At 69.7% G+C, this 14,278-nt stretch carries 17 protein-coding genes; 8 read left to right on the forward strand and 9 right to left on the reverse strand.

Annotated features, from left to right (window positions below; all coding sequences use genetic code 11):
• Positions 1-3: 3 nt before the first annotated feature.
• From ABGB21_RS00370 to ABGB21_RS00385, 4 genes are all read right to left on the reverse strand, one after another.
• The gene (locus tag ABGB21_RS00370) at positions 4-900 is read right to left on the reverse strand and encodes an aminoglycoside phosphotransferase family protein (RefSeq protein WP_347655434.1); all 897 of its coding nucleotides are present in this window, start codon (positions 898-900) and stop codon (positions 4-6) included.
• A complete protein-coding gene (locus ABGB21_RS00375) occupies positions 897-1,289 on the reverse strand; it encodes a DUF4180 domain-containing protein (protein WP_347655435.1) in 393 nt (130 codons plus the stop codon). Before ABGB21_RS00375 ends, ABGB21_RS00370 begins: the two co-directional genes overlap by 4 nt.
• A complete protein-coding gene (locus ABGB21_RS00380) occupies positions 1,282-1,785 on the reverse strand; it encodes a helix-turn-helix domain-containing protein (protein ID WP_347655436.1) in 504 nt (167 codons plus the stop codon). Before ABGB21_RS00380 ends, ABGB21_RS00375 begins: the two co-directional genes overlap by 8 nt.
• 215 nt (positions 1,786-2,000) lie before the next feature.
• The gene (locus ABGB21_RS00385) at positions 2,001-3,587 is read right to left on the reverse strand and encodes a transposase (RefSeq protein WP_347655437.1); all 1,587 of its coding nucleotides are present in this window, start codon (positions 3,585-3,587) and stop codon (positions 2,001-2,003) included.
• A 174-nt stretch (positions 3,588-3,761) separates the two neighbouring features.
• Here ABGB21_RS00385 and ABGB21_RS00390 point away from each other — a divergent pair, with 174 nt between their 5' ends.
• Positions 3,762-4,583, forward strand: a complete 822-nt coding sequence (locus ABGB21_RS00390) for an NAD(P)H-binding protein (protein ID WP_347655438.1) — start codon at positions 3,762-3,764, stop codon at positions 4,581-4,583.
• Between the two features lie 22 nt (positions 4,584-4,605).
• Here the strand turns inward: ABGB21_RS00390 and ABGB21_RS00395 are convergent, their stop codons facing one another.
• The 3 genes from ABGB21_RS00395 to ABGB21_RS00405 all read right to left on the reverse strand — a co-directional run bounded on the left by ABGB21_RS00395 (position 4,606) and on the right by ABGB21_RS00405 (position 5,952).
• A complete protein-coding gene (locus ABGB21_RS00395; RefSeq protein ID WP_347675907.1) occupies positions 4,606-4,794 on the reverse strand; it encodes a DUF397 domain-containing protein in 189 nt (62 codons plus the stop codon).
• Positions 4,795-4,858: 64 nt separating this feature from the next.
• Entirely contained in the window at positions 4,859-5,047 is a 189-nt protein-coding gene (locus ABGB21_RS00400) for a DUF397 domain-containing protein (RefSeq protein WP_347655440.1), read from the reverse strand.
• Entirely contained in the window at positions 5,038-5,952 is a 915-nt protein-coding gene (locus ABGB21_RS00405) for a helix-turn-helix transcriptional regulator (protein WP_347655441.1), read from the reverse strand. Before ABGB21_RS00405 ends, ABGB21_RS00400 begins: the two co-directional genes overlap by 10 nt.
• 488 nt (positions 5,953-6,440) lie before the next feature.
• Between ABGB21_RS00405 and ABGB21_RS00410 the strand changes: the two genes are divergently transcribed.
• From ABGB21_RS00410 to ABGB21_RS00435, 6 genes are all read left to right on the forward strand, one after another.
• Positions 6,441-6,794, forward strand: coding sequence for a hypothetical protein (locus ABGB21_RS00410; RefSeq protein WP_347655442.1), 354 nt, complete (start codon positions 6,441-6,443; stop codon positions 6,792-6,794).
• A gap of 52 nt (positions 6,795-6,846) precedes the next feature.
• A complete protein-coding gene (locus ABGB21_RS00415) occupies positions 6,847-8,157 on the forward strand; it encodes a hypothetical protein (RefSeq protein ID WP_347655443.1) in 1,311 nt (436 codons plus the stop codon).
• Positions 8,158-8,205: 48 nt separating this feature from the next.
• On the forward strand, positions 8,206-9,036 hold the full coding sequence (locus tag ABGB21_RS00420; protein WP_347655444.1) for an alpha/beta hydrolase: 831 nt from the start codon (positions 8,206-8,208) through the stop codon (positions 9,034-9,036).
• Between the two features lie 465 nt (positions 9,037-9,501).
• The gene (locus ABGB21_RS00425; protein WP_347675909.1) at positions 9,502-10,590 is read left to right on the forward strand and encodes a polysaccharide deacetylase family protein; all 1,089 of its coding nucleotides are present in this window, start codon (positions 9,502-9,504) and stop codon (positions 10,588-10,590) included.
• Positions 10,591-10,767: 177 nt separating this feature from the next.
• Positions 10,768-11,160 (forward strand): type II toxin-antitoxin system RelE/ParE family toxin, encoded by a 393-nt coding sequence (locus tag ABGB21_RS00430; protein WP_347655446.1) that lies wholly within the window; start codon positions 10,768-10,770, stop codon positions 11,158-11,160.
• Positions 11,160-11,474, forward strand: a complete 315-nt coding sequence (locus ABGB21_RS00435; RefSeq protein WP_347655447.1) for a helix-turn-helix transcriptional regulator — start codon at positions 11,160-11,162, stop codon at positions 11,472-11,474. The genes ABGB21_RS00430 and ABGB21_RS00435 overlap by 1 nt, the downstream gene beginning before the upstream one ends.
• 269 nt (positions 11,475-11,743) lie before the next feature.
• Here the strand turns inward: ABGB21_RS00435 and ABGB21_RS00440 are convergent, their stop codons facing one another.
• Positions 11,744-12,610 (reverse strand): aldo/keto reductase family oxidoreductase, encoded by an 867-nt coding sequence (locus tag ABGB21_RS00440; RefSeq protein ID WP_347655448.1) that lies wholly within the window; start codon positions 12,608-12,610, stop codon positions 11,744-11,746.
• A gap of 143 nt (positions 12,611-12,753) precedes the next feature.
• Between ABGB21_RS00440 and ABGB21_RS00445 the strand changes: the two genes are divergently transcribed.
• Positions 12,754-13,215, forward strand: coding sequence for a helix-turn-helix domain-containing protein (locus ABGB21_RS00445; protein ID WP_347675911.1), 462 nt, complete (start codon positions 12,754-12,756; stop codon positions 13,213-13,215).
• A 157-nt stretch (positions 13,216-13,372) separates the two neighbouring features.
• On the opposite strand, the gene ABGB21_RS00450 is transcribed toward ABGB21_RS00445, so the two are convergent.
• Positions 13,373-14,275, reverse strand: coding sequence for a sulfurtransferase (locus tag ABGB21_RS00450; protein ID WP_347655450.1), 903 nt, complete (start codon positions 14,273-14,275; stop codon positions 13,373-13,375).
• Between the last annotated feature and the right edge of the window lie 3 nt (positions 14,276-14,278).

The following is a 14,278-nucleotide window of genomic DNA, read 5'->3' on the forward strand; positions in this document are numbered from 1 at the left end:
ATGTCATACGGCACCGTGCCGGTATTCGGCGACGATCTCGTTGATGGTGTACCGCGCCTCGGCGGCGAACCGTGGGTTGGTGTCCCGGTAGTACGGCAGGGCGATCAGCGAGATCGCGAGCGCCCGGCCCCGGGCCCGCGCCCACGTGGCGTCGTCGACGTCGACCGCCGACCGGAAGTCGTCGCGTACCCCGTCGGGGAGCAGGTTCCAGGCGACGATCAGGTCGCAGGCGGGATCACCCACCCCTACCGTGGCGAAGTCGATGACGCCGCCGAGCCGGCCATCCACCGTGGTCAGCAGGTTGCCGGGCATCAGGTCCGCGTGGACCCAGGTGGGCGGACCGGTCCAGGCGGGTGCGGCCAGGGCCGCCTCCCACACCGCGCCGGCCGCGTACGCGTCGATCGTCCCGGCCAGCTCCGCGAGGGCCTTCCTGACGTGCGGGTCCTGGCCGGTCAACGGCCCACCCCGGTACGCCTTCGGCCCGTCCGGGATGTCCACCTCGCGGAACGCCTGGACGAACTCCGCGAGCCCGGCGGCCAGGCCGGTCGGGTCGACGAGTCGGCCGGGGACCGGGTTCGTGCCGGCCAGCCAGTCGAGGACGAGCCAGGGCCACGGGTACTCGTCGGTCGGCTGGCCGGTCGCGACCGGGGTGGGGATGGCGACCGGCAGGTGCGGGGCCAGCCGGCGCAGCCAGTCACGTTCGGTCAGGTCGGGGTCCGCGCCCCAGGCGACCCGGGGCAGCCGTACGACAAGATTGTCGCCGAGGCGGTAGAGCGCGTTGACGGTGCCGGCGGTCGGCACGGGCCACAGCGGCAGCTCCGCCCACTGCGGAAACTGCCCGGCGACCAGCCGCGCGACAAGGTCCTGACCGACGTCGATCTCGTCGGGGTGCATCGTCATGCCGGCCTCGGAGGCGGCTGGGCGCTGGCGGCCCGGAGCCGCGCGTCGAGCGCGTCAAGATCGGGTACGAACCAGACGTGGCCGCCAGAGTTCGACTCCTGCACCAGGGCACGCAGCGCCGAACTGTCGGCGAGGTGTCGGGAGATGTCGCCGACCACCACCAGCCGCAGCCGGTAGTTGACGAACTTCTGCATGACCTCGCCGGCGAACCGGGTACCGAGTGAGAAGAACTGCTCGTCGAGACGCTCGGTCGGAACCGCCACCACCTCGGCGCCGAGGAACGCCGCGCCGATCAGGTCCAGCGCGTCCTGTTCGGTGGCGACCGGCGGCCCGGCCGGGTCGCAGACCAGCACCTGGACCCCGGCCCGTTCCTGGATCACGTCAGGCACCGCCGGCCTCCCCGCCGCCGGTCTCCCCGGCGAGGTCGGACGGGCGGTTGTCGCCGGCAAGCAGCCCGTTGTCGCCGGCAAGCACCGACTCGACCAGCCGCAGCAGATCGGCGGTGTCGGCGGCACCGCCGAGTATCACGATTTTCATCCGGTTCCGTTCCTCGTCGTGCACGGTCTGGACGCGCAGCGGGTGGGCCGGGTCGGCGGCGGTGTTCGCCGTCGCCAGGACGAACGTGCCCAGCCGGTCGGCGGCGGCCCGGTCGACACCGTCGACCTGCACGATGCTCGACACCTCGACCGGTGAGCGCCCGGCGGGTGGCACCGACCCCGACCCCGGCCCGCCGGTCAGCGCGTCGAGATCCGTACGGTTGATCCGGTACTGCTTGCCGATCCGTACCGCCCGGAGCCGGCCGGTGCGGATGTAGCCGCGCACGGTGCGGACGTGCAGGCCGAGCCGCTCCGCCACCTGTTCCACCGAGTACATTTCATTACTCATCGTTCCCTAATCTACCCCCGTCGGGGGCTTATAGGGAAACATGCGGTAGCAGTGGCCGTCCACTGGATATCCGGTGGCGCGCCCCCGGGTCGGCGATCCATGATCACGTAATCGTCGGCCTGCCCCAGAGCCTGTCGCGGAATTGGTGGCGTGGGCTGGGTGGGTTGTGGGTGGGGGCCGGCGCTGGGCGCCGGCCCGCACCTGTTGGTGGTTGGTCAGGTGGTGGCGGTGCGGCTGTGGAGGCGTAGGAGGTTGGTGACGGCGGCGGCGAGGTGGAGTTCGGCGGTGGCGGCGGTTAGTCCACGGCGGGCGAGGCGGCGTAGTCCCCGGCGGTCTTTGAGGTGGGCGTTGACGGGTTCCACGGTGCTTCCGCGTTTGCGGTAGAGGTTTCTGCCTTCGGTGGTGGTGTGTCGCCAGGCCATGTGGTCGCGGGCGGGGGCGTGGGGTGGTGGTTGTTCGGGTGGGGCGGTGCCGGCGGGGCGACGGCGGGTGCTTTGGGCGATGAGCCGGTCGGGGCCGGGGGTGGTGAGGTTGGCGTCGCTGTTGTAGCCGGCGTCGAAGAGCAGGGTGCCGATGGTCAGTGTGGGCTGGTTGGTTTCGTCGCGTAGCAGGTTCACGGCGGTTTCGGTCTTGGTGATCATCGTGGTGGCCTGTGCGACGTCGTTGGTGTCCTGGGTGAGGTGCACGGCCAGGATGAGATGGTCGGCGGTCACCGCGAGTTGGGCGTTGTAGGCGGGAATGAACCCGCCGTCGTGGCGGGGCATGAGCCGACAGTCAGGATCGGTTCGGTTGACTTTCATGGTGTTGTCGGTGATCGCGGCGGTCTTCTCGTTCAGGCGTGCGGTGGCGCGTTGGACACTCGCGACGGCGGCGCGGACGTGGGCGTGTTGATCGACCGGGACGGGACGGGTGCCGGGCAACGCCCGCCCGTTGGCGGCGAGTTCCTTATCGCGGGCCTGCCGTGCCTGGTTCGTGGCGGTGATCTGGGCGGTGGTGCGGGCCAGCCGGTCCTGGGCCTTGGCCAGCCGGGCTCGGGCTTTGTCGAGCACCGGCTGCGAGGCGCTATGTTGCCGGCGGGCGAGGTCGTCGCAGAGTGCGACCGTGCGGTTCAACCGGCGGGCCGCCGACGTGCGTGCCTTCGCCCGGTCGGGGTCGGGATCAACAGCCGCGTCGGCGAGCAACCTGTTGATCGTCGCGGCCCGCTGTTGCGGATCACGCAGGTCCGGGGGCAGATCGTTCCCATTGTCCGGCCCCTGATGTTCGTCTTCGACGGTGTCATCGGCCTCCGCCTGGGCCAACAGTCGACGCACCATGCTCCGTAGTGCTTCGCCGTCGCAGGTCGCGTTCCTCGACGCGTTCGCCACGAGTTTCGTCCCGTCGATCGCGATATGGGCCAGCCCGCCCATCCCCGCTCGTCCGCACAACATCAGGACCTGCGTGAACAGGGTCTCGAACGCCGCCTCGTGGTCCTTGCGGAACCGGGCGATCGTGGCGTGGTCCGGCCGGGCCAGTCCGGAGATCACCATGAACGCGATGTCTTCCCGGCACCGACGTTCGACCTGCCGTGACGAGGTCACCCCACCCGCATACGCCCAGATCAACAACGCCAACAGCATCCGTGGGTCATACGGCGCCTGCCCTGCCCCACCCAGCCTGGCCCGGGAGGTGAACACCGTCGTGTCCATCGACGCGACCGCGTCGATCACGAACCACACCTGATGATCAGCCGGCAACCAGTCCAACAGACTCGGGGGCAGCAGAAACTGCTGCCCCCGATCCACCACCTTGAACCCCTTAGCCACCTATCAAGTATCAACAAAGATCACTTACCGGGACAGAAGCCACGCCAACCGATTCTGCGACAGGCTCCCCAGCCGGCCACGCCTTACGTGATCAACCAACCCGCAGGCCGCCCGAGCCACGGCGGCACGCCGGCAACCCGTCGTCCAGCACCCGTCGCCCAGCAGAGGAAACACATGATCGTCGTCTCGGCGGCCGCCGGCGCACTCGGCCGGCTGGTCATCGCCCAGTTCCTGACCCGTCTGCCGGCCGACCAGGTCGTCGCCGCCGTACGCGACCCGGCCCGGCACACCGATCTGGCCGCGCTCGGCGTCGACGTACGACACGGCGACTACGACAACCCGGCGAGCCTGGAATCCGCGTTCCGGGGGACGGAACGGCTACTACTGATCTCGTCACCCGAACTTGCCCCGGACCGCCGTACCCGGCAGCATCTCGCCGCGGTCGACGCCGCGGTGACAGTTGGCGTACAGGCCATCGCGTACACCAGTTTCCTCGGCGCGGATCGCGGTGGCGAGGGTCTGAACGCGCCCCACCACGCCACCGAGCGGGCGATCGTCGACAGCGGGATCGGGTACGCCATGCTGCGGCACCCGTTCTACACCGAGGGATTCGTCAACCCGGGTCTCCGCGATGCGGTCGAGTCCGGCACCCTGGTCGGCGGCACCGGCGGCCGTGGCCTCAATACCGCACTCCGGACGGATCTCGCCGAGGCCGCCGTGAACGTCCTGACCGACGACACGTACCTGGGTCGCGGCTATGACCTGACCGGGCCGCTGTGGACGTATCCGCAGCTCGCCGAGACCTTGACCGAGGTCACCGGATCACCGGTCGAACACCGGGAGGCGGCCGAAGGGATCCCGGGACCGTTGGGCTTCCTGATGGGCCTGGCCCGCTCCGGCATGCTGGAGCGGCAGACCGACGACCTGCACCGCCTGCTCGGGCGCCCACCGAGGAGCCTTCGGCAGGCCGTCGAGTACGCACTCGGTCAGGAATAGGCAGGCACCGCCTCGGGGCGGGTCAGTCGGAAACGACGGTACGAACGAAGGCACCCCAGGCCCGGGGCTCGAAGGTGAGCGCCGGACCGGTCGGGTCCTTGCTGTCCCGCACCCCGACGATCCCCGGCAGGTTGTCCGCCACCTCGACACAGTCGCCGCTCGACCCGTTGCTGCGCGTGCTCTTCCGCCAGATCGCCCCGGTCAGCTCCATCTCTCCGCCACCTCTGCTATCAGCTTGGTCGACTGGTGGTGCGGCTACGAACGCCCGTGCTCGGTCAGGCGGAAACGACGGTACGAACGAAGGCACGCCAGGCCCGAGGCTCGAAGGTGAGCGCCGGACCGGTCGGGTCCTTGCTGTCCCGCACCCCGACGATCCCCGGCAGGTTGTCCGCCACCTCGACACAGTCTCCGCTGTGCCCATTGCTACGCGTACTCTTCCGCCAGGTCGCCCCGGTCAGCTCCATCTCTCCGCCACCTCCAATATCAACTGCATCGACTGCTTGTGCGGTAGCGCCTCGGTTCGGATCAACTCCCACGCCTTGACCATCGACGTTATCTCCGTAGGGTCGTGCACCACCATGCCCTCGAGGTAGTTGTCGAGGTAGGCAAGGTTTTCGTCACCTGGCAGCGTGGCTATGACAAAAGGCCCGGTCAGGCCGGCGTAGGCGCCGACCTCGGTTGGTACGACCTGCACCCAGACGTTTGGCATCTCCGCCGCCACCGTCGCCAGGTGTAGCAGCTGGTCATGCATCACCTTCGGCCCACCGACCGGCCGGTGCAGCGCACCTTCATCCAACACCACCATCATCTGCGGCGGCTTCGCACGACTGAGGATGGACTTGCGCTCCATCCTGCCGGCAACCCGCTCGGCCACCTCGTCGGCGCTGAGCACTCTGGCGCTTGCGAAGATGGCATGGGCGTACGCCTCGGTCTGCAACAGTCCCGGGATGATGGCGTTTTCAAACCACCGAAGCGCCTCGGCCTTCTGCTCGATTTCGATCCGCTCGCGTAACCAGCCGGGGTCGCCGTCGAGTTTGAGTCGGATCACCATGCGTTCGAAGAGGCCGCCGGTCTTCAGCGCCACGTCGGCGCCCCGGACGTATTCGAGGCTCAGCGACCGGGTGCCGTTCTCCACCGCGCTGACCTGCGACGCGCAGAAGCCTATGCCCCGACCGAACGCCTCCTGGGTCATCTCCGCCAACAGTCTCGCCCGGCGAATCTCGTCGACGATAAAGGCGATCAAGGAATTCTGGGCCACGGTCACCATCTGCTCCTCCTCCACACCAAAAAGATCAACTCCACAGCCCGCCACAGATCGCCACACGACCCATTCCAGATCCGACAACTCCGCGACGAACGCACCAAACATCTATCGCAACTGATGGCGCTTGTCCAGAGTGGAAGTCAGCGGAACCGCTCGGGGTGTGAATAGGACGGGCGGAACCGCGCGGGGCCGTCCCGGAGAACCCCTTCCCCCCTTTCCCCGGGGCGGCCCCGCGTCCACCACGAAGCAGATCTCGGGCGGAAGGAGGGCGGCGACATGGCACGTCGTACCCGGGAAGGGGTGACCTGGTGGCCACGGCATCGCCGGGACTGGCGGCGCTGGTGGCGGTACTGCCGATGTGGGCTGCGGTGGCGTTGTCCGGACCTCGTCGGGACCACGCCGATGCCGTTCCCGCCCACCGCTGCGGACCAACCGGCGATCGGCCGGGTGAGAATGCCGAATGCGCTGCGCGCGTTTCCCACGCCCTGGCCGAGAAATGAACGCCCGTGGTGGAATTCTCCCTCCGGAATGCATCAGATCGGCCGTGCCGGCCGGCTGACTCCCGCACAGGCCCACCGGGCCCGGGGCACCGGATGAACAACGGCGGCAAGTCACCCGGACCGCCGCCCCCACCGCACATTCCGGTACGGCCGATCTGGCTCTGCCGGGCCTGCGCCACCGACTGGCCCTGCCTGGCCGCGCGGACCCTGCTGCCGCTCGACTACTACGCCGACCCGTTGAGTCTCTTCGTCTACCTCGGCGCCGCACTGCAGGCCGCGACCGAGGACCTCTACCGACTCAACCCTGATCCTGGCCCGGACCCGAAGCTGCTGCACGCCCGGTTCCTCGCCTGGGTCAACCCACGCCTGCTCATCACCCGCGCCCGCCTCGGGGCCGACCTCGGCGGCAACCGTCGTCGGTCCCGGGGCGGGCACCCCCCAAGGTGACCCGGTGGAACATCGACCGGAACCACGTCGACACGTCACGCCTCTACCCGGCATGACAACCCGACGTGAGCTGCTGCGACTGGTCGGCGCGACAGCCGGCGCCGGCGCGGTACTGACCATCACCGGCTGCCGACGTACGGCCGGCGAGCAGGGCACCGCCGGCACCAACTCAGCCACCGGCGACGTGCTCGTGGTCGAGACGGCCGGCGGCGCGCTGGCCGCCGTCGACGCCGCGACCGGGAAACTGCTGGTCACGCCCGCCCCGGGGGTGCTCAGCGGGGACAACCGGCGACTCGTCCGGGCCGACCGTGCGGCGGCCGGCGCGATCACCCGGCTGACCAGTCACCGGCTGCCGGACGGGGCGGTGGTCAGCGGCGGCAGCGTGACCGGTGACCTTGCCGTCCGGGTCACCTCGTCGGACGGTGGGCTGGTCGCGCTCGCCACCGACGCCGGGCCGGGACACGACCCGTACCGGCCGGGACCCCGGGAGCGGACCACGATCGTGGTCATGGACAGTGCCGGCCAACGGCACCGACTGGAGCTGCCCGGCAACCTGGAACCGGAGGCGTTCGACGACACCGGCAGCGCGCTGTTCGTTCTCGACTACCTGCCGCCGACCGCACCGGACCGCTACCGGGTCCGGCTGGTCGACCTCGCCTCGGGCGAACTCCAACCGCTGGTCACCCGGACCAAGTCGGTGATACCGCCGGGCGCCGAGGAGGAGATGCGCGGCGAGGGGCGGCAGGCCGTGTACGACCAGCGACGGCGGCGACTCTTCACCCTCTACACGCACCAGCCGGAGCACGTACACACCCGGGACCGGGTCGCCGGGGCGCGGCGGGACGGTCCGCACGTGCACGCCTTCGTGCACACGCTGAGCCTCACCGAACGGTGGGCGTACTGCGTCGACCTGCCGGCGCCGTTCGGCGAGCGGCCCGGCCCCGGGCACACGATCACCGCCGATCCGGGCAACGGCACCCTCTACGTGGTGGACGCCGGCAGCGGCACGATGGCGGTGATCAACGCGGACGAGCTTGTGGTCAGCCGGACCGTCCGGTTCGAGCCGCCGACCGGTGTCAGCGCCTCCACCACCGCCTTCGCCACCTTCGCCGGGCCGAAGATCCTGCTGGTCGCGGCCGGTCGCGAGGTGGTCGCGGTGCCGGCCCTGGCCGGCGAGGGCACGGTCGGTCGGTGGTCCGTCCCGGCCGAGGTACGCGGACTCGCCCACTCCGCCGACGGCTCCGTGGTGTACGTCGGCCAGCCCGACGCCCTGCTCGTCGCCGACCCGGACACCGGTGCGGTACGGCGGCGGATCGACGTACCCGGGTTGACGGGTCTGCGGCGGGCGGTGACCGACGGCTGACGACGGCGACCGGGGCGTGGGTGGCGGCGGGTCGCTAACCTGCCGGGCATGCCGGAGACACTGCCACTCGTCGATGTCGACCGGGCGCACTGGACCGAGCCGGGCGCACCCCGTCCGGTCCGAACCACGCTGTGGCGACCGGCCCGCACCGACCCGGCCCCGCTGGTGCTCTTCTCGCATGGCACCGGCGGGGCGGCGCAGGAGTTCGGCTGGCTCGCCGAGGCGTTGACCAGGGCCGGGTACGCCGTCGCCGGAGTCGACCACCACGGCAACACCGCGTCCGAGCCGTACGTGGCGTTGGGGTTCAGCTTCGTCTGGGAGCGGCCTCGGGACTTCACCATCGTGCTCGACGCGCTCGCCGACGACCCCGGGATCGACCTGACCCGGGTCGGCGCGGCCGGCTACTCGCTCGGTGGCTACACGGTGGCGGGACTGGTCGGTGCCCGGATCTCGCCACGTCGCTACCGCCGGCTCCTGGACGAGCCCGACCAGACAGCGCTGCCGGAGTACCCCAACCTGATCCAGGAGATCCGGCGGCACGATCCGGCCCTGGCGTACGCGGTCAGCATGTCGGCCTGCGGGGTGGACGTCGCCGACGACCGGGTCCGATGTGCGTTCCAACTGGCACCGGTGCTGGGGATGGTCTGCGACCCGGCCAGCCTCGGCCGGATCAGCGTGCCCGTGCACAGCCTCTGGGGCGAGGATGACGACCAGGCGCCCGGCGCGACGGGCGCGCTGGTCTACCGCGAGCACATCCCGGGTGCCACCGCGCGGGCGCTGCCGGCGACCGGTCACTACGACTTCGCGCTGCGGGCCGAGACCCGGGCCGAGGTGGTCCGGGAGGCGCTCGCCTTCTTCGGTCGCGTCCTGCCGGCCTGACCAACCCGATCGCCTGAGCGCCTGAGCGCCTGACCACCTGCCCTCTGGTGCGCCGGAGCGGCTGCCGGCCGGAATGCCTGCCGGCCTGCCGGAAGTCTTCCGGAACTCTCGGTTGGCACCCGGTTGCCCGTGCGCGGTCCGGGCCGTGTCGCCCGCCCGACCGTGCTGCCACCTGCCCCCGCCGCCGTCACCACGCCAGCCGGGCGACGACCGGATTCTCACGACCGTGAGCAGCCTGGACGCAGTCCTGTCCAGCACCCCAATAGATCGATCGCCATCTACTCTTGCTCGCTGATTTGTTTCAAGCGATACTACGAAATATTTCAATGCGATCACGGAGCCCGGTCATGTGTGGTCGACGAGGCGAACCGTCCGCACCACCCTCCCGACGCCGCCGCCTGCCGTGATCACCCCACCACCGCCGCCACCGGTGGCCCACCGTCCCGTCCTCTCCGAGGAGTCCAGATGTCCCAACCACCCCGATTCGTGAGACGCCTGGCCGTCACGCTCGCGACCTCTGCCCTGGCCGTCGCCAGCGGTGTCGTGGCCCTGACCGTCGGCGCTCCGGCGCAGCCCGCCGCCGCGGCCGCGTGCAACGGCTACGTGGCCCTGACCTACGACGACGGCCCGAACCCGGGCACCACCACCGCCCTGCTCAACGCGCTGCGGTCAGCCGGCGCCCGGGCCACCTTCTTCAACATGGGCCAGCGGGTGCAGCAGAACGCCGCACTGGCCCGGGCCCAGCGGGATGCCGGCATGTGGGTCGAAAACCACAGCTGGTCACACCCGCACATGACCCAGCTCAGCCAGCAGCAGATGGCCTCGGAGATCAGCCAGACCCAGCAGGCCATCCAGCAGGCCACCGGCGTCACCCCGAGACTGTTCCGGCCCCCGTACGGCGAGACCAACGCCACCCTGCGCTCGGTCCAGGCCCAGTACGGCCTCACCGAGGTGCTCTGGTCGGTGGACTCCCAGGACTGGAACGGCGCCAGCACCGCCCAGATCGTGCAGGCGGCGAACAACCTGCAGGACGGCGGCGTCATCCTGATGCACGACGGCTACCAGAGCACGATCAACGCGGTGTCGCAGATCGTGGCAAACCTGAGCAACCGGAACCTCTGCCCCGGCATGATCTCGCCGACCACCGGTCGGGCCGTGGCGCCGGACGGCGGCCCGAACAACCCGCCGACCACCCCGCCGGGCAACCCGCCCACCACGCCGCCCGGTAACCCGCCGACCACCCCGCCCGCCGGCAACGCCGGCTGCACGGCCAGCTACCGCACCATCGGCAGCTGGGGCGGCGGATTCCAGGCCGAGGTGACGATCACCAACAGCGGCAACTCCACGCTGAACGGTTGGACCGTCCGGTGGACCTGGCCCGGCGGCCAGACCATCAGCAACCTCTGGAACGGCCAACTGAGCCAGAGCGGCAGCTCGGTGACGGTCCGCAACGTCGGACACAACGGCACCGTGCAACCCCGGCAGAGCACCTCGTTCGGGTTCGTCGGCGGCGGCAGCTCGGCCACCCCGTCGGTCACCTGCAGCAGCCCCTGACCTGCCATCCGAAAACAGCGAACCAGGTACGCCAGAGGCCCGGGGCGACGTACGCCCGGGCCTCTGGCCGCAGGTGCTCGGGTCCCCGGCTCCACCCATCGAGGCAAATCTCCGCCTCGATTTGCGTTTCTCGGTTCACATACTGCCTCAAGGTATAGCTCGAGCTATAGTTACCCCATGCCTCACGTCCCCGCCCGCCGCTGGGCGATCAGGACGACCAGCGATGTCCGCGACTGGTTGCGGTCGCTCCGCCAGACTGATCCAGCAACGTACCGGTCTGTCAACGTGGCGATCGACATGCTCGCTGACACTGGTCCGGGGCTGGGGCGTCCGTTGGTCGACACGCTCAGAGGTTCGAACATCAGCAATCTCAAGGAGCTGCGGCCGAGATCCGGGCGGGACGTCGCTATCCGGATTCTGTTCGTCTTCGATCCCTGGTCGCAGGCGGTGCTGTTGGTGGCCGGCAACAAGGCCGGAGACTGGTCGCAATGGTACAAGGAGGCGGTCCCGGTCGCCGAGATCGCGTACGAAGGCTGGCTCGCCTTCGAAAGGAAGCGGAGGGAGGGCTGATGAGCGACTTCCATGATTGGGACGACATCCGTGCCGAGTTGCACGACGGGAACGACAACGCGCTCGAAATGGAGCGCGCCCGCACCGAGGCATGGATCAGCGCGTTCCACCTAGCGGAGGAGCGTAAGCGTCTCGGGCTCACTCAGCGGCAGGTGGCCGAGCTGATGGGAATCACGCCCGGCCGGGTCAGTCAGATCGAAAACGGCGATCTGGAGGCCAACGAGGTCGCGACCCTAAGCCGGTACGCACGAGCGCTGGGTGCCCGGATGCGGATCATCTTCGACTACGGCAGCGACCTCCGGCAAATCGCCTAACCCTCCGCCGGGACGGTGAGCCAAGCTCCCGATTTGCTCAACGGCAGCGACAGTGGGGCGGCGGCAGTACGGCCACCGGTCACCTGCAGCAGCCCCTGACCCCACTGCCGAAGGCAGCGAACCAGGTACGCCAGAGGCCCGGCGTTTCCCGCGCCGGGCCTCTGGCGCTGGCCCCCAACCCGGCCGATCCGACCGCCGTAGCTCGCCGAGGTGGCGACACGGCGGTCACCGGAAGAGCGGCGGACGTCCTGGCAGCGGCCGATACTCCGTCATTGGCCGATCTTGTCCAGCTCGGCGATGTCGTCCGCAGAAAGCGACAGTCCCGCGCCGGCGACGTTCTCGCGCAGGTGGTCCGTGGACGAGGTCCCGGGAATCAGCAGAATGTTCGGCGACCGCCGCAGCAGCCAGGCCAGGGCGACGGCCATCGGCGTCGCGGACAACCGGGCGGCCACCGAGGACAAGATCGAGGACTGCAGCGGGCTGAAGCCGCCGAGTGGGAAGAACGGCACGTAGGCGATGTCCTGTTCGGCGAGCGCGTCGATCAGGTTGTCGTCCCGGCGGTGCGCGAGGTTGTACATGTTCTGCACACAGACGATCGGCGCGATCGCCTGCGCCTCGACGACCTGCTCCGGCGTGGCGTTGCTCAGACCGAGGTGCCGGATCAGGCCCTGTTGCTGGAGTTCGACGAGCGTCTCGAAGGCCTCGGCGAGCGAGCCGGGCTGCGGCCCCTTGGCATTGCCGAGCCGGAGGTTGACCAGGTCGAGCACCTCAAGGCCGAGGTTCTCCAGGTTGGCGTGGACGGCGTGGCGCAGACTCTCCGGGTCACGGGCCGGAGGCCAGCCGCCCTGCTGGTCGCGGATCGCACCGACCTTGGTCGCGATGTGCAGCGAGTCGGGGTACGGGTGCAACCCCGCCCGGATCAGCCGGTTGGTGACGTGCGGCCCGTAGGCGTCGGCGGTGTCGATGTGGGTGATGCCGAGTTGGACGGCTTCGCGGAGGACGGCGAGGGCACCGTCGTGGTCGGCGGGTGGCCCCATGACCGACGGGCCGGCGAGCTGCATGGCGCCGTAACCGAACCGGGTGACCGTCAGGTCTCCCAGTGTCCAGGTGCCGCCGGGCAGGGATATGGATGACATGCGCGTACCTCTGGCTTTCGAAGGGAGGCCAGGCGGTTCTGTTGCCTGGCAGGTGCCTGTTCCCACTATGGGGAGGTAACTTCCCATCAGGAAGTAGGCACCTCAAAGTGCGTAACCCACCCGGCGGTTGGAGCAGCGGATCGATGGCGACGACAAGAGCGGCGCAGCAGATAGCCCAGGCCAAGGCGGAGTACGACGCCTTCCTGACGACATGTCCCAGTCACAAACTGGTCGAGCGGATCTCCGGAAAGTGGGTCGTGCTGATCCTGGCCGCACTGGGCAGCGGCCCCGACTGCGCCGGTGACCCCCGACCGATGCGCTACTCCGAGCTGTCGCGTCTGCTGGCCGGCGTCAGCCAGAAAATGCTCACCCAGACGCTGCGTTCCCTGGAACGCGACGGGCTGATCAGCCGCACCGTGATACCGACCGTGCCGGTCACGGTCTCCTACGAGCTGACCGATCTGGGCCTGTCGCTGTTCCGGACGATGCGCGGCCTGAAGCAGTGGGCCCAGACGCACATGGACGAGGTCTTCGCCCACCGCACCATGTCCCTCACCCGCTCGGCCAGGTCAGGGGGCCGGCAAGCTTTCCCGCGCTCTGCCTGAGGGTGATCTCCCACAGACTGATCGGGGCAAGGAAGATGTCCGGGGCGTGGCGCAGCCGATCGAGGAACTCGTCGCCGAGAGTCGCATCGCCCGTGATGGCCCACGGCACGACATGAGTGTCCAGCAGAAGGGTCATGCGCCAATGCCGAAGTCCCGGTCAGCCGGCCACGCCGCCCGGCTGGTCGCCCTTCACCACGGGGGCCCGGACCAGGTTGCCCCACTCGGTCCACGAGCCGTCGTAGTTGCGGACCCGGGGGTAGCCGAGCAGGTGGCGCAGCACGAACCAGGTGTGGCTCGACCGCTCGCCGATCCGGCAGTACGCGATCACGTCGTCGTCCGGCGAGAGGCCGAGCTGGTCGGCGTAGATCGCCTTCAGCTCCTCGGGGCTCTTGAACGTGCCGTCGTCGTTCGCCGCCGACTTCCACGGCTTGTTCACCGCACCCGGGATGTGGCCGCCGCGCAGCGCGCCCTCCTGCGGGTACGCCTCCATGTGGGTCAGCTCGCCGGTGTACTCGGCGGGAGACCGGACGTCGACCAGCGGCCGGGCCGCCGAGATGTGCGCCAGCACCTGGTCCCGGTACGCCCGGATCGGCGCGTCGTCCCGGACCGGTACCGGATAGTCGGCCGGGGCCCGCTCGGTCCGCTCCCGGGTCAGCTCCCGCCCCTCGGCGACCCACTTCTGCCGGCCGCCGTCGAGCAGCCGTACGTCGGCGTGGCCGAAAAGGGTGAAGACCCAGAGCGCGTACGCGGCCCACCAGTTGAAGTTGTCGCCGTAGAAGACGATCGTGTCGTCCCGGCCGATCCCCTTCGCCGCGCACAGCTTGGCGAACGCCGTCGCGTCGAGGTAGTCCCGGGTCACCTGGTCGTTCAGCTCCAGATGCCAGTCGACCTTGATCGCGCCCGGGATGTGTCCGGTCTCGTAGAGCAGCACGTCCTCGTCACACTCGACCACCACCAGGCCGTCCGTGCCCAGGTGCTCGGCCAACCACTCGGTGGTGACCAGGCGCTGCGGGTCGGCGTAGCCCGAAAGGCTCGGTGCGGGATCGCTCGGCATCGGCATGAT

Source organism: Plantactinospora sp. B24E8, assembly GCF_039871735.1.
Taxonomy (GTDB): domain Bacteria; phylum Actinomycetota; class Actinomycetes; order Mycobacteriales; family Micromonosporaceae; genus Plantactinospora.

Coding starts and splice junctions, on each gene's coding strand:
- ABGB21_RS00370 (WP_347655434.1), bottom strand. CDS start 900: ATGACGATGCACCCCGACGAGATCGACGTCGGTCAGGACCTTGTCGCG.
- ABGB21_RS00380 (WP_347655436.1), bottom strand. CDS start 1,785: ATGAGTAATGAAATGTACTCGGTGGAACAGGTGGCGGAGCGGCTCGGC.
- ABGB21_RS00390 (WP_347655438.1), top strand. CDS start 3,762: ATGATCGTCGTCTCGGCGGCCGCCGGCGCACTCGGCCGGCTGGTCATC.
- ABGB21_RS00395 (WP_347675907.1), bottom strand. CDS start 4,794: ATGGAGCTGACCGGGGCGATCTGGCGGAAGAGCACGCGCAGCAACGGG.
- ABGB21_RS00400 (WP_347655440.1), bottom strand. CDS start 5,047: ATGGAGCTGACCGGGGCGACCTGGCGGAAGAGTACGCGTAGCAATGGG.
- ABGB21_RS00405 (WP_347655441.1), bottom strand. CDS start 5,952: ATGTTTGGTGCGTTCGTCGCGGAGTTGTCGGATCTGGAATGGGTCGTG.
- ABGB21_RS00410 (WP_347655442.1), top strand. CDS start 6,441: ATGAACAACGGCGGCAAGTCACCCGGACCGCCGCCCCCACCGCACATT.
- ABGB21_RS00415 (WP_347655443.1), top strand. CDS start 6,847: ATGACAACCCGACGTGAGCTGCTGCGACTGGTCGGCGCGACAGCCGGC.
- ABGB21_RS00420 (WP_347655444.1), top strand. CDS start 8,206: ATGCCGGAGACACTGCCACTCGTCGATGTCGACCGGGCGCACTGGACC.
- ABGB21_RS00425 (WP_347675909.1), top strand. CDS start 9,502: ATGTCCCAACCACCCCGATTCGTGAGACGCCTGGCCGTCACGCTCGCG.
- ABGB21_RS00430 (WP_347655446.1), top strand. CDS start 10,768: ATGCCTCACGTCCCCGCCCGCCGCTGGGCGATCAGGACGACCAGCGAT.
- ABGB21_RS00435 (WP_347655447.1), top strand. CDS start 11,160: ATGAGCGACTTCCATGATTGGGACGACATCCGTGCCGAGTTGCACGAC.
- ABGB21_RS00440 (WP_347655448.1), bottom strand. CDS start 12,610: ATGTCATCCATATCCCTGCCCGGCGGCACCTGGACACTGGGAGACCTG.
- ABGB21_RS00445 (WP_347675911.1), top strand. CDS start 12,754: ATGGCGACGACAAGAGCGGCGCAGCAGATAGCCCAGGCCAAGGCGGAG.
- ABGB21_RS00450 (WP_347655450.1), bottom strand. CDS start 14,275: ATGCCGATGCCGAGCGATCCCGCACCGAGCCTTTCGGGCTACGCCGAC.